12 protein-coding genes are annotated in these 13,911 nt (G+C 33.6%); 9 read left to right on the plus strand and 3 right to left on the minus strand.

All coding sequences use genetic code 11. The features are described from left to right. Positions 1–19: 19 nt before the first annotated feature. Complete coding sequence (locus I130_RS10050; RefSeq protein ID WP_034922485.1) at positions 20–2,650, minus strand: valine--tRNA ligase; 2,631 nt, start codon at positions 2,648–2,650, stop codon at positions 20–22. A gap of 131 nt (positions 2,651–2,781) precedes the next feature. Here I130_RS10050 and I130_RS10055 point away from each other — a divergent pair, with 131 nt between their 5' ends. Continuing rightward, entirely contained in the window at positions 2,782–3,171 is a 390-nt protein-coding gene (locus I130_RS10055) for a DUF1573 domain-containing protein (RefSeq protein WP_034922487.1), read from the plus strand. Between the two features lie 34 nt (positions 3,172–3,205). Here the strand turns inward: I130_RS10055 and I130_RS10060 are convergent, their stop codons facing one another. After that, complete coding sequence (locus I130_RS10060; RefSeq protein WP_051119673.1) at positions 3,206–4,540, minus strand: retropepsin-like aspartic protease; 1,335 nt, start codon at positions 4,538–4,540, stop codon at positions 3,206–3,208. A gap of 100 nt (positions 4,541–4,640) precedes the next feature. Here I130_RS10060 and I130_RS10065 point away from each other — a divergent pair, with 100 nt between their 5' ends. Beyond that, on the plus strand, positions 4,641–5,831 hold the full coding sequence (locus tag I130_RS10065) for a pyridoxal phosphate-dependent aminotransferase (RefSeq protein WP_034922488.1): 1,191 nt from the start codon (positions 4,641–4,643) through the stop codon (positions 5,829–5,831). After that, positions 5,831–6,844: a UDP-N-acetylmuramate dehydrogenase gene (gene murB / locus I130_RS10070; protein ID WP_034922490.1), complete on the plus strand. Its 1,014-nt coding sequence runs from the start codon at positions 5,831–5,833 to the stop codon at positions 6,842–6,844. Before I130_RS10065 ends, murB begins: the two co-directional genes overlap by 1 nt. Before the next feature lie 55 nt (positions 6,845–6,899). Here murB and I130_RS10075 read toward each other — a convergent pair whose 3' ends face one another. Next, on the minus strand, positions 6,900–7,535 hold the full coding sequence (locus I130_RS10075; protein WP_034922492.1) for a fasciclin domain-containing protein: 636 nt from the start codon (positions 7,533–7,535) through the stop codon (positions 6,900–6,902). 169 nt (positions 7,536–7,704) lie between these two features. Between I130_RS10075 and I130_RS10080 the strand changes: the two genes are divergently transcribed. The 6 genes from I130_RS10080 to I130_RS10105 all read left to right on the plus strand — a co-directional run bounded on the left by I130_RS10080 (position 7,705) and on the right by I130_RS10105 (position 13,829). Further along, positions 7,705–7,905, plus strand: a complete 201-nt coding sequence (locus I130_RS10080) for a membrane or secreted protein (protein ID WP_034922496.1) — start codon at positions 7,705–7,707, stop codon at positions 7,903–7,905. Positions 7,906–7,917: 12 nt separating this feature from the next. Further along, positions 7,918–9,018, plus strand: a complete 1,101-nt coding sequence (locus I130_RS10085) for a glycosyltransferase (RefSeq protein WP_034922499.1) — start codon at positions 7,918–7,920, stop codon at positions 9,016–9,018. Beyond that, positions 9,009–9,578 carry an RNA polymerase sigma factor gene (locus I130_RS10090; RefSeq protein WP_034922502.1) on the plus strand — a complete coding sequence of 190 codons (570 nt, stop codon included), beginning with the start codon at positions 9,009–9,011 and terminating at the stop codon, positions 9,576–9,578. Before I130_RS10085 ends, I130_RS10090 begins: the two co-directional genes overlap by 10 nt. Before the next feature lie 76 nt (positions 9,579–9,654). Beyond that, the gene (gene lipA / locus I130_RS10095) at positions 9,655–10,527 is read left to right on the plus strand and encodes a lipoyl synthase (RefSeq protein ID WP_034922505.1); all 873 of its coding nucleotides are present in this window, start codon (positions 9,655–9,657) and stop codon (positions 10,525–10,527) included. A gap of 18 nt (positions 10,528–10,545) precedes the next feature. Next, positions 10,546–11,553, plus strand: coding sequence for a type I glyceraldehyde-3-phosphate dehydrogenase (gap, locus tag I130_RS10100; protein ID WP_034922507.1), 1,008 nt, complete (start codon positions 10,546–10,548; stop codon positions 11,551–11,553). Positions 11,554–11,591: 38 nt separating this feature from the next. Beyond that, on the plus strand, positions 11,592–13,829 hold the full coding sequence (locus I130_RS10105; RefSeq protein WP_034922508.1) for an ATP-binding protein: 2,238 nt from the start codon (positions 11,592–11,594) through the stop codon (positions 13,827–13,829). Positions 13,830–13,911: the final 82 nt, after the last annotated feature.

Raw genomic sequence — 13,911 nt, forward strand, 5'->3', positions numbered from 1 at the left:
TTCCTAAATCTTTCTGATTCTATTCTAATCCAGCCAAACTAGCTTTTAACATTTGAATTTTAGCCTCGGCATCTGCTTGCTTTGCTTTTTCAACAGCTACAACCGCTTCTGGCGCATTACCTACAAAACGTTCATTTGACAACTTCTTTTGAACAGATTTTAAGAATCCTTCAGTATATTTTAATTCTTCCTGAATTTTTTCCTTTTCAGCTTCTACATCTATAGCACCTTCTATTGGGATAAAATATTCATTAGATTTCACTCTGTAAGAAAGCGATCCTTCCACTTGATGGTCTACATATTCTAAGCTAGATACATTTCCAAGCTTTGTTATAACATCATTAAAAGTAGTAGAGGTATTCTCATTGTTCAATATCTGAAGAGAAATTTGATCCTTAAAAGATATATTCTTAGATTTTCTGATATTTCTTATACCCGAGATCACTTCAGAAGCAAAAGAAAATTCTGAAATAATAGAGGAATCTACCGGTAAAGCTTCTGGCCATTTAGATACAATCAATGCTTCCTCTTTAGTACGAATAGCTAACTGCTGCCAAATTTCTTCTGAAATAAATGGAACAAAAGGATGCAAAATCTTTAAATTATCCTCCAAAATTGCGATTACATCTTTATAGGTTTTCTCATCTATAGCCTCTCCAAAATTTGGTTTAACCATTTCTAAGAACCAAGAACAATAATCGTCCCAGATGAGTTTATAAGTAGACATTAACGCATCGCTCATTCTATATTTTGAGAAATGATCTTCGATCTCTAATAAACTTTGCTGAAACTTAGCCTTATACCAGTCTATAGCAATCACTGAAGATTTAGGTTGCTCTATAGTTTTATCTACTTCCCAACTTTTTAATAATTTAAACGAATTCCAGATCTTGTTTATAAATCCGCTTCCCTGCTTACAAAGGTCTATTTCAAACATTAGATCGTTCCCGGCTGGAGAACTAAGCAACATTCCAACTCGAACCCCATCTGCACCATATTCGTTTATAAGCTTAATAGGATCTGGAGAGTTTCCAAGAGATTTAGACATTTTTCGTCTTTGCTTATCTCTAACAATTCCTGTTAAATAAACATTTGTAAAAGGTTTCTCTCCTCTATATTCATAACCAGCAATCATCATTCTAGCAACCCAAAAGAATAAAATTTCTGGGGCAGTCACTAGATCGTTTGTTGGATAGTAATAATTTATTTCTGGATTGTCTGGCTCTAAAATACCATTGAATACACTCATTGGCCATAACCAAGAAGAGAACCAAGTATCTAAAGCATCAGAATCTTGTTTAAGATCTTCAAGTTTTAACCCAGTGTTATTTGTTTGAATTTTTGCTTTTTCAAGAGCGTCTTCTATAGTTTCAGCAATCACAAAATCGTTTTTACCGTTACCATAATAATATGCTGGAATTTGCTGTCCCCACCATAGCTGCCTTGATATATTCCAGTCTCTCACGTTCTCCATCCAATGTCTGTATGTATTTACAAACTTATCTGGCACAAGGTTAACGTCTTTATTTAGAACCGCATCTAAAGCTGGCTGAGCCAATTCTTTCATTTTTAAGAACCATTGATCGCTTAACTTTGGCTCTATTACAGCCCCAGTACGTTCACTTGTTCCTACCTTATTTATATGAGTTTCGGTCTTAATTAAAACACCTAAACTTTCTAATTCTTTAACGATCTCTTTTCTAGCTACAAATCTATCTTTTCCTTGATAGTGGAGTCCAAATTTATTTAAGGTCGCATCATCATTAAAAATATCTATAACCTCTAGATTGTGGCGCTCTCCAATTTCTTTATCATTAATATCATGGGCTGGAGTGACTTTTAAACATCCGGTACCAAACTCCACATCTACATAATCGTCTTCTATAATAGGAATAGCTCTATTCGCTAATGGCACAATCGCTTTTTTACCCTTAAGATGACTAAAACGATCATCATTTGGATTGATACAGATAGCAGTATCTCCCAAAATCGTCTCCGGCCGAGTTGTAGCAATAGTCACAGTCTCCTCACTATTTTCAATTTTATAGGTTAGATAGTATAGGTTTCCTTGTTTTTCCTGATAAATAACCTCTTCGTCTGAAAGAGTTGTTTTAGCTTCCGGATCCCAGTTTACCATCCTGTAGCCTCTATAGATTAGACCTTTTTCATATAAATCTACAAACACCTTTATTACTGAAGCAGACATATTCTCATCCATGGTAAACTTTGTACGTTCCCAATCGCAAGACGCGCCTAATTTCTTTAGTTGTTCAAGGATAATTCCTCCATGTTTGTGAGTCCAATCCCAAGCATGTTCCAAAAATTCTTCACGGGAAAGATCATTTTTGTTTATCCCTTCTTCTTTTAATTTTGCTACCACTTTTGCTTCTGTAGCAATAGATGCATGATCTGTTCCTGGAACCCAACAGGCATTGAAGCCTTTCAATCTTGCTCTTCTAATAAGAACATCTTGAATAGTGTTATTTAGCATATGCCCCATGTGTAATACCCCAGTAACATTAGGCGGAGGAATAACTATAGTATATGGAGTCCTTTCATCTACTTCTGAATGAAAATAACCTTGCTCCATCCAGTAGTTGTACCATTTATCTTCTACCTTTTGAGAATCGTATTTCTGGGATGCTGACATAATTGGTCTAGTTTTTGAAAATATCTGCAAAAGTACTTATAAGTTGAAGATTATAAAAGAAGTAGTTTTCCTTATATGTTTTTCAGTTTATTCAAAACAACTTACCTTTACTTAATTGAAAATTAGAAAATATGAAAAAGATCATTATAATATTAACATTGATTGTAGCTGGTTTTTCTACTGTTAATGCCCAGAATCCTGCTAAATTCGAATTCAAGTCTGAACTTATTGACTATGGAGATATACAAAAAGGGAGTGATGGAATTAAAGTCTTTCATTTTAAAAATGTAGGTGCCGAACCTTTAATTATCGAAAATGTTTATTCTAGCTGTGGTTGTACTGTTCCTACATGGACAAAGGCTGCTATTGCTCCGGGGAAATCTGGAGACATTCAGGTAAAATATGACACTAATAGAGTTGGACCAATTAGAAGAACAATCACCATTTATTCTAATGCCGATGAACCAACGAAAGCGGTTAAAATAAAAGGACGAGTTCTCGATCCAGATGAAAAGTCTTAATCATTTAAACTCCCGAGAAATCGGGAGTTTTTTTTTACAAGACTCTTTGTAGTTTGAAGCGGATTTCCAAAGTCACACCATTTCTTTTAATCTTTAGCCTGAAAGTTTTCCCCTCGCTAGAACTAAACATATTGTTTATTTGATAGAGTTCATAATTGTATGCAGGTCTCTTATTGATGGTTTCAACCAAATCTCCCACCTTTAATCCTGCCAAAGCTGCTGGAGAATTAGGCCTAACTTCCGCAACGATATATTGTGGTTCTAATTTAAATTTAACTTTGGAATAACTCTTATAAACAACCACTCCCTTAAAAGCATCTTCAGATTCACTAAATACCGGAGAGTTATTGTTCTCGAAATCTTTTACAATTGTATATCCTTTATGAGCAAGCACTATACCACTCATATCATATTCAAACGGCTTGCTAAAGTTACTATTTGGCTTTAATCGAAGTCGCTTATTCTTATAATCAAAAGTAGAATAGAATCGTTTTAAAACTTGAGACCCTAAACTCCCATTTCTAGATTTATAGGTTACTACCCCTTCAAAATACAACGTGTCTGGAAAACTTGCAGTTATCCCATTTAATTGAAATTTTCCTAATTTTAAACTATTAAGTCTAGTCCTTTTTCCGTAAACACTCCCTCCCATTCCAAATCCTAGAAAATCTTCAAAGTTTTCTTCAGGAATTCTAATACTTAGGTCAGGGTCTTCAAAGATCCAAAGCGCATCCCCAGAGCCACTATCTATTAGTAAATCCATCCTGAGAAAATTTTTATTATCTAGACTTACTAACGCCTTTATATAGGGCTTGTTCTTATAAAGCACCAGATCAAAATCCTCACAACGTCTACATTTTTTATAAACATAGGAATCAATTTTGTAAGCCATTAGTCTTTCTTTTGGATAATTAAACTCCACCACAAAGTCCTTAAAAAAATCATATCCAATAATTCCATGAATAGGTAAGCCAAGCCTGTTTGAAAGGCTGATGTCATGATTACTTACTACATAAACCGTGAAATTAGAATGTGAAGCCTTACCTATGCGAACAGTATTCCCAGTAGATTTAACTGCCGTAATTTCCTCCCCTTCTCCCCATCCACGAAGCAAAATATCGGATGCATTTTTAATGTCTAGAGAGTCTTTTTCTTCTAAGCTGAATATAACAGAGGATTCGACGCCTGTATCTAATAAAAATGTAAGTTTTACTCCATTAATTTCTACGGGAATTACAACCAGATCGTTTACAGACTGAAATGAAAGATCAAATTTAGTTTTCCCTCCATCAATTATAAAAACTCCCTGAGCTTTAGAAATATTGAAAAAGCATAGAAATACTAACAATATGTAAACAGGATATGGCATATATAATTAATTTACGAAAAATATGAGTATAAATGCCAAACCCAAAAAAATTGAATTCTGCTTTAAATTTCGCATTTTTGCACTGAAAAAATAAAATGTTATGCCTAAAATTTCAGTTAAAGGTAATTCTATGCCAGAATCGCCAATTAGAAAATTAGTTCCCTTCGCAGAAGCAGCCATTAAAAAAGGCCGAAAAATTTACCAATTAAACATTGGACAGCCAGATATAAAAACTCCAACTGTAGCGTTAGACGCGGTTAGAAATCATAATATTGAAGTGCTTTCTTATAGTCATTCTGCCGGTTTTGAAGGATATAGAAATAAACTAGCTAAATATTATAAAAACCATGACATTCCAGTAAATGGAGAACAAATTATAATTACAACAGGTGGTTCTGAAGCTTTACTTTTTGCTATGGGTAGTATTGCTGATACTGGTGATGAAATTATTATTCCAGAGCCATTTTATGCAAATTACAATGGTTTTGCTACTGCTTCAGGAATTAAAATTGTTCCTGTTGAATCCAAAATTGAAACAAATTTTGCCCTACCTCCTATTGCAGATTTCGAAAAATTGATTACTGCAAAGACCAAGGCGATATTAATATGTAATCCAGGGAATCCTACAGGATACTTGTATACAAAAGAAGAAATTGATCAATTAGCCGATATGGTTATCAAACATGACATCTTTTTAGTAGCCGACGAGGTGTACAGAGAATTTGCTTATGATGGTGCAAAGCATTACTCAGTTATGAGTATTGACAAATTGAAAGATCATGCAATAATGATTGATTCTGTTTCTAAACGATATAGTATGTGTGGGGCGAGAATTGGCTGTTTAGTTTCTAAGAATAAAGAAGTTATTAATACTGCCATGAAGTTTGCCCAAGCCAGATTGAGTCCTCCAACATTTGAGCAAATTGCCAGTGAAGCCGCTTTAGACACACCTCAAAGTTACTTTGATGATGTTATTAAGGAGTATACTTCCAGAAGGAATTTACTTATTGCTGGATTAGAATCCATAGACGGAGTTAAGGTTGCCATACCAAAAGGAGCTTTTTACTGTATTGCAGAGTTACCGATAAAAAACGCCGATAATTTCGCGAAATGGTTGTTGGAAGAATATCAACTAGATAATGAAACAGTCATGGTTGCACCTGCAGCTGGGTTTTACTCTACCCCAAATACAGGTTTAAATCAGGTTAGGATTGCTTATGTTCTTAAGAAAGAGAATCTTGAAAGAGCTATAGAAATATTGAAAAATGCATTAACAGTTTACAAAGACTAATGAAGGTTTCCCAAAATGCTTCTTTAAAATCTTATAATACGTTCGGAATAGATGTTAAGGCAAAAACCCTGATCTCTATTAATTGTATAGAAGAATTGATCTCTGTACTTGATAAGAACTACGCTGATGATCTTTTTATATTAGGAGGTGGTAGTAATATGTTGCTAACTCAAAATATAGATGCTACAGTAATACACATAGATATTAAGGGTATAGAAGTAGTTAGGGAAACTGAAGAATTTGTATTTGTTAAATCTAATGCTGGTGAAAACTGGCATGAATTTGTTTTACATACTCTTGAGAATAATTGGGGCGGACTAGAAAATCTTTCACTTATCCCAGGAAATGTAGGCACCTCCCCTATCCAAAATATTGGGGCGTATGGAGTAGAGCTTAAGGATCACTTTGTATCCTGTGATGCTATTGACATTCAAACTTTAGAATTTAAAACTTTCACCGCCGAAGATTGCGAATTTGATTATAGAAATTCCATTTTCAAAAATAAGGTTAAGGGTAAATACATTATTACCAGTGTGGTTTTTAAGTTAACGAAATCCGATCATAAACTACTGACTAATTATGGTGCTATCAATGAAGCTTTAGATGAGATGGGAATAGTTAATGTAGGGATTAGAGATATTTCTAATGCTGTGATTAAAATTAGACAACAAAAATTACCAGATCCTAAAATATTAGGAAACAGTGGTAGTTTTTTTAAAAATCCTGTAATACACAATCAGCAATTTGAAATATTAAAGAAGGAATTCCCAGAAATGCCAAATTATCTCGTGGGAAAGGACAGCATAAAAATACCAGCAGGATGGCTAATAGATAAAGCAGGATTAAAAGGTTATCGTGAAGAAAATACGGGAGTACATAAAAATCAAGCTTTGGTATTAGTTAATTACGGAAACGCAACCGGCGAGGAAATTCTGAATTTATCAAGGAAGGTTCAAGCAGAGATCCTTGCTAAATTCAATATTGATTTAGAACCCGAAGTAAATATTTTTTAAAATAAAAAAGTCCCGCAATTGCGGGACTTTTTCTAAATTAGAACTTTGTTTCTAATTATGATTTCTTCATTACAACAGCATCAATAACATGAACTACACCATTTGATGCATCAACATCTGCTTGAACAATTGTAGCAGTTTTACCGTTACCATCTTTAAGCATAATTTTATCACCTTTCATCATAGCTGTTAATTCAGCACCTTCAACAGTTTTAAACGTGTAAGTTCCATTGTTATCTTTAATGGATTTAGCTAAATCTGCAGATGTGATCTCTCCAGCAACTACATGATACTTCAATACAGTTTGTAAATCAGCTTGATTTTCTTGCATCATTAATTTATCCAAAGTAGCTTTTGGTACCTTAGCGAAAGCAGCATTAGAAGGAGCGAAAACCGTAAATGGCCCTTCATCCTCTTTCATCATCGTTGCAAGTTCTGCAGATTGCATAGCACTTACTAAAGTACTTAGATCTGCTGTAGCCATAGCTTTTGCTGCTATACTATTAGACTGCATTTCCATTTTTTCCTGCTCCATTTTCATGTCTGCTTCTTTGGTAGCTTCTTTTTCAGCTTCCATTCTTTCCATTTCCATTTTATCTTTCGCTTCTTGCTCTTTTTTCTTATTATCCTCACAAGATGTAAAAGCAAATACCGATAAAACGGCAACTATTAATAATTGTTTAATTTTCATAATTTAGTTATTTGTGTTAATTAATTGACGCAAGTTAGCTCGGTTTCCACAATTATTGTGCATATAGCAATTAAAGTTTAGTTAAATAATGTAAAGGTTATACTAATGTTTTAAATGGTTTTTCAGGACCTTTTTTTATGCGTATTTTTGCATTATAAATTATAAGATCATGGAATTACTTTTAATTACTATAGTATTACTAGGACTTGCCTTTGCTGGAATAGCAATAAAAATCTGGGCTAAGAAAGATGGTGAGTTTGCAGGAACTTGCGCTAGTCAAAGTCCCTTTTTAAATAAAGATGGAGAAGCATGTAGTTTTTGCGGAAAATCTCCAGACGAAATGAAAGATTGTTCAGATTCCAAAAAATAGGAATTTTAAAATATGGCAATACTTTTACTCGGATTTTTTATTCTGATCACCCTAATTAATATCCTATTTTATATAGGATATTTTAGTTTCGCCTCGGCAAAAGAATCCAATTCAAATTCCATTCCCCCGGTCTCTGTAATTATATGTGCCAAAAATGAAGCAGAAAATCTTAAAGACTTCATTCCCTATTTACTTGAACAAAATTATCCAGACTTTGAAATTATCCTAGTAAATGATGCGTCTACAGATGAAACTTTAGAGGTAATGGAGCATTTTGAGAAATCAAATCCACGCGTGCGTGTAGTAGATGTTAAGAATAATGAGGCATTTTGGGGTAAAAAGAAGTATGCCTTAACTTTAGGAATCAAAAAAGCAAAAAATCCTACCTTACTATTTACAGATGCAGATTGTAGACCAGAATCTAATATGTGGATTGCTGAAATGGCTTCAAATTTTAGTCATGAAAAAACTATTGTTCTTGGTTACGGTGGATATTTAAAGAATAAAGGTTCGTTTTTGAATAAACTTATTCGATATGAGACTTTATTAACGGCAATTCAATATTTCTCTTTTGCAAAATGGGGCATTCCTTATATGGGAGTAGGTAGAAACTTGGCGTATACTTCTCAAGAATTTTATAATCAGAATGGATTTGCTACACATTTACATATTAGATCCGGAGACGATGACCTCTTTGTAAATCAGGCAGGGACAAATGAAAACACTGCGATAACTTTTAATAAGGCTTCCATAACGAGAAGTATTCCTAAAACAAATTTCTCTTCATGGATACATCAAAAAAGAAGACACATTTCCACAGCTAAATTTTACAAAAAGCAGCATAAATTTTTATTGGCATCTTTTTACATTTCGCAATTAGGATTTTGGATCTTGCTAATAGCTTTGTTACTAGTAAATGTACATTGGCCAATTATACTTGGTATTTTGATATTACGCCTACTTATACAATATATAGTTTATTATAAATCGGCAAAGAAATTGGATGAACTGGATCTCTTATGGTTAATTCCATTTTTGGAACTATTTTTAATCTTCACACAATTAAGTATCTTTAGCTTGAATGTTTTTTCAAAACCAACCAATTGGAAATAAATAACGAAGCCCTTTTACTGGAAATTGAAAAAGCTGAAAAAGGAGATCAGGCAGCTTATAAATTTTTGTTAGATACCTTTTGGATGGATGTTTATAGTTTTCAGTTAAAAAGAACAAGAAACGAGGCAGATGCAGAAGATATTACCATCCAAACATTTTCCAAAGCTTTTGATAAATTAAATAGTTTTAAAGACAATTTTGTTTTTAAAACCTGGCTTATCACCATTTCTAAGAATATCCATATAGATCTTTTAAGAAAAAACAAAGCTTCAATTAGAGCAAACACTTCAGACACTTCAATGGAATATGTTAATGACATAATGGACGAAACTCCTTCCATGGAAGATATATTAATAAATGAGCAACATTTGGCTCAACTCTTAAGTGATATCAAAAAGCTGAAACCCACCTATCAAGAGGTTATAAATCTTAGATATTTTCAGGAAAAATCTTACAAGGAGATAGCTTCTCACTTGGAAGAGCCTATGAGTAATATAAAAGTTAAACTCTTACGTGCTAAAAAATTACTGGCACAAATAATAGAATCTCATAAAGCTTAAATCCACTTTTAAGACTATTCTAATCAGGCTATCCAATTCATCATATTATTGTATCTTTGAAGCATAGATTTTTGATATGATAACAGAAACTTTAGCTACCCCAAAACGCACTCCGAAACCAAAATGGTTACGCGTAAAACTTCCAACCGGAAAAAAATACACCGAACTTAGAGGACTTGTAGATAAGTACGACCTACATACTATTTGCACTTCAGGAAGTTGCCCTAATATGGGTGAGTGTTGGAGCGAAGGAACCGCTACCTTTATGATCTTAGGAAATGTATGCACAAGATCATGTGGATTTTGCGGAGTAAAAACAGGGAGACCAGACACTATAGATTGGGATGAGCCAGAAAAAGTTGCAAGATCTATAAAGCTTATGAAAATTAAGCATGCAGTAATCACGAGTGTAGATAGAGACGATATAAAAGACATGGGTTCTATTGTTTGGGCAGAAACTGTTAAAGCGATAAGACGTATGAATCCTGAAACAACTCTGGAAACTCTGATTCCAGATTTCCAAGGAAATGAAAGAAATATAGATAGACTTATTGCTGTAAATCCTGAAGTTGTTTCTCATAACATGGAAACGGTTAAGAGACTTACCAGAGAAGTTAGAATCCAGGCTAAATATGAACGTAGCTTGCAGGTTTTAAAATATTTAAAAGATAAAGGTATTGCCAGAACTAAATCTGGAATTATGCTAGGTTTAGGGGAACGAGAAGACGAAGTTATCCAAACATTAAAAGATCTTAGAAGTGTTAATTTAGATATAGTAACAATTGGCCAGTATTTACAGCCTAGTAAGAAACACCTACCTGTAAAGCAATTTATTACTCCAGATCAATTTAAAAAATATGAGACTATAGGATTGGAATTAGGTTTCCGTCATGTTGAAAGTGGTGCTTTAGTAAGATCTTCTTATAAAGCACAAAAGCATCTAACCTAATAGCATTTCTTGTACATAATGTCACAAAAAATTAAAATCGGGATAAATGGTTTTGGCCGTATTGGTAGAAATTTATTTAGACTTTTATGGAATCATCCGCTTATTGAAGTTGTTGCAATAAATGATGTTGCAGAGTCTTCCACATTAATTCATTTATTAAAATACGACAGTATCCATGGCCGTTTTTCTGAAGATCTATCTCAGAAGGATTCTAACATTATAATTGGGGATACAGAGATTCCAATCTTACAAAAACTTCATCCAAAAGATATTGACTGGAGTAAATACAATGTGAAAATTGTAATTGAAGCATCAGGCAAATTCAAAAAGCAGGAAGATTTACAATTTCATTTACAAAAAGGGGTAGAGAAAGTAATTCTTTCGGTTCCTCCAGATGACGATACTATCAAAATGGTAGTGTTAGGTGTAAATGAGCATATTTTGGATGGTACAGAGCAAATTATCTCCAACGCCTCATGTACTACGAATAATGCGGCACCAATGTTCGATGTTATTCGGAAGAATTTCGGGATAGAACAAGCATATATTTCTACTATACACTCCTACACTTCAGATCAAAATTTACACGATAAACCCCATCGCGATCTAAGAAGAGCCAGAGCTGCAACACAATCTATTATTCCAACCACAACTGGTGCTGCCAAAGCGCTTACTAAAATATTTCCTGAATTTAAAGATGTTATTGGTGGTTGTGGCATAAGAGTACCAGTACCAAATGGTTCGTTAACAGATATGACCCTCAATATTTCCACAAGTACCACAATAGAAGAAATAAATGCTGTTTTCAAAAAAGCATCAGAAACATATTTAAAGGGAGTACTAAGTTATACTGATGAACCTATAGTTTCTATAGACATAATTGGGGATCCACATTCATGTATATTTGATTCTGGAATGACCTCTGTAATTGGGGGAGGTTTGGTTAAATTAATAGGTTGGTATGACAATGAAATTGGCTACTCTAATCGGTTAAAAGATTTAATTTTATTCGTCGCTAAGAATTAACTATATTTATCATTATTAAGCACCAGCCCTTTGCCCGAATGAGGAAGTTTTTATTTTATGCTTTTGTTTTTCTTAATTTTTACACAACGCAAGCTTTTCAAGAAAAAAGTGCTGCTGAGACAACGGATTTAGACACTCAACTAAGACAACTTTTAAGTAGTGCTGAAATTTCCATAAATGTTCTAAATTTTGAAAAAGCACACGAACAATTAGACATTGCATTGGAGCTTGCTAAAGAAATTGGAAATCAAAAATACATCGCTCTTTCTAGCAGCATATTATCCCAATTATATTATATACGCCACGACTACCCGAAAGCGATTACCGAAATGGAGCGTGCCATTTCTATACAAAAAGAAATAGACGATCAACCAGGGCTAGCATATAGTTATCTCACTTATGCCAAACTTTTTCATTCAGCTGAATCTCCAGAGCGGGCAATTAAATATTTAAATCTGGCTCAAAATTACTACGAGAAACAAAATGATACAGAACTTTTAGGGATTGTGAGCCTAAATAGAGCCATGATTACTATGGGAATAAGTCATTCCGAAGAAAATATTAATCGCGCACTAACATATTTAAATAAGTCTCAAGAATATTTGAAAGACACTGATAATAAATACGAATTATCTAGACTGTATTACTACAAGGCCCGAGCTTATCTATCTTTAAATCAAACAAACGAGGCAGAAACCGAGGCTTTTAAAGCTATTAAGATCTCTTATCAATATTCTCTCGGAGGTATGATTATGTATTCTAACAGACTCTTAAGCCAAATTAAGGAAGCTCAAAAAGAATATAGTCAATCCCTCGATTATTTAAAAATAAGCAATCGGGTTAGAGATTCCATTTTTAATATGAGTAAGGAAGCTTTAGCCGTAGAAGCGAACACTAGATATGGTGTGGATGCTATGCGGAATAATCTACAAGATCTTACAGAAAGAAATGCTGCTCAAGAACGTTCTCTAAAGGTTAACAAGCTTACAACCATATTAAGCGTTGCTCTTATCACAATTTTATCCTTGCTAACTCTTTCGTTATACAAAAACAATAATTTAAGAGCAAGAGCAAATGACTTACTTCAAAAGAAAAATGATGAATTAACCTTAGCGAAAGAAAATGCTGAAAAAGCGTCCTTAGCCAAAGCACAATTCTTATCTACTATTACGCATGAGCTACGAACACCCCTTTATGCAGTAACAGGATTAACGCATTTATTATTAGAAGAAAGCCCAACAGAAAATCAAAAAGAGCACTTAAATTCCTTGAAATTTTCTGGAGAATATTTATTGTCATTAATAAATAATATTCTTGATCTTAACAAACTTGAAGCCAAGAAGGTGGAAGTTTTAGACACATCTTTTGATCTCGAGAAAAGAATTTCAGATGTATTGGTTGCCCTTAAAAATTCTGCTGATGATAAGAAAACAAAATTGCATTATAATTTTGATCCCGACATTCCTAAAAAACTAAAGGGAGATCCACTTAAAATCTCGCAGATCCTAATTAATTTGGTTGGTAATTCCATAAAATTCACTGAGGAAGGTGACATCTGGATAAATGTAAATAGAGTAAATCAAGTTGGACAATCTGTATTCTTGCATTTCGAAATTAAGGATACAGGAGAAGGCATTTCTAAGGAAAAACAATCCTCGATCTTTGAAAACTTCACACAAGGTTCACTTCAAATAAACAGAAAATTCGGAGGAACCGGATTAGGTTTATCTATTGTAAAGAACTTACTAAACTTAATGAATAGTGAGATCTATCTAGATAGCGAATTTGGTAAAGGTTCAGCATTTAGTTTCGACCTAAAGTTTGAAGCATTTGAGCAAGCAGAAGGTGTAGCCGTTTCTAAGTTATCGAAAATTGCACCTTTAACCAATGACATCATGCACAACAAAAAAATCCTAATTGTTGAGGACAATAAGATTAATCAAATGATCACAAGAAAGATCTTAGAAAAACACAAGGTTATTTGCGATGTAGCAGATAATGGTACCATCGCTGTAGAAAAAGCTTCTAATAACTATTTTGATCTTATTCTTATGGATATTCATATGCCAGGAATTAGCGGAATAGAAGCGACTGTATTAATTCGTGAATTCGATGATAAGATTCCAATCGTTGCTTTAACTGCGGTAACCTTGGATGAGAATTTAGATGAATTTTATTTAAATGGTTTCACAGATATTATCCCAAAACCATATAAAACAGAGGAGTTTTTCGCTAAGATCAATTTTCACTTATCCAAAAGAAATGTTCCTGCATAGGTTTTGGCATGCAGTTTGAAGTTACTGGTTTAGTAGAAGTATATAAAAGATATATAGTTTGAATTAGCCAAATAGAAAAAAT

This window comes from Gillisia sp. CAL575, assembly GCF_000403785.1.
Lineage (GTDB): Bacteria > Bacteroidota > Bacteroidia > Flavobacteriales > Flavobacteriaceae > Gillisia.

Coding starts and splice junctions, on each gene's coding strand:
- I130_RS10055 (WP_034922487.1), top strand. CDS start 2,782: ATGAAAAAGATCATTATAATATTAACATTGATTGTAGCTGGTTTTTCT.
- gap (WP_034922507.1), top strand. CDS start 10,546: ATGTCACAAAAAATTAAAATCGGGATAAATGGTTTTGGCCGTATTGGT.
- I130_RS10085 (WP_034922499.1), top strand. CDS start 7,918: ATGGCAATACTTTTACTCGGATTTTTTATTCTGATCACCCTAATTAAT.
- lipA (WP_034922505.1), top strand. CDS start 9,655: ATGATAACAGAAACTTTAGCTACCCCAAAACGCACTCCGAAACCAAAA.
- I130_RS10075 (WP_034922492.1), bottom strand. CDS start 7,535: ATGAAAATTAAACAATTATTAATAGTTGCCGTTTTATCGGTATTTGCT.
- I130_RS10105 (WP_034922508.1), top strand. CDS start 11,592: ATGAGGAAGTTTTTATTTTATGCTTTTGTTTTTCTTAATTTTTACACA.
- murB (WP_034922490.1), top strand. CDS start 5,831: ATGAAGGTTTCCCAAAATGCTTCTTTAAAATCTTATAATACGTTCGGA.
- I130_RS10080 (WP_034922496.1), top strand. CDS start 7,705: ATGGAATTACTTTTAATTACTATAGTATTACTAGGACTTGCCTTTGCT.
- I130_RS10060 (WP_051119673.1), bottom strand. CDS start 4,540: ATGCCATATCCTGTTTACATATTGTTAGTATTTCTATGCTTTTTCAAT.
- I130_RS10065 (WP_034922488.1), top strand. CDS start 4,641: ATGCCTAAAATTTCAGTTAAAGGTAATTCTATGCCAGAATCGCCAATT.
- I130_RS10050 (WP_034922485.1), bottom strand. CDS start 2,650: ATGTCAGCATCCCAGAAATACGATTCTCAAAAGGTAGAAGATAAATGG.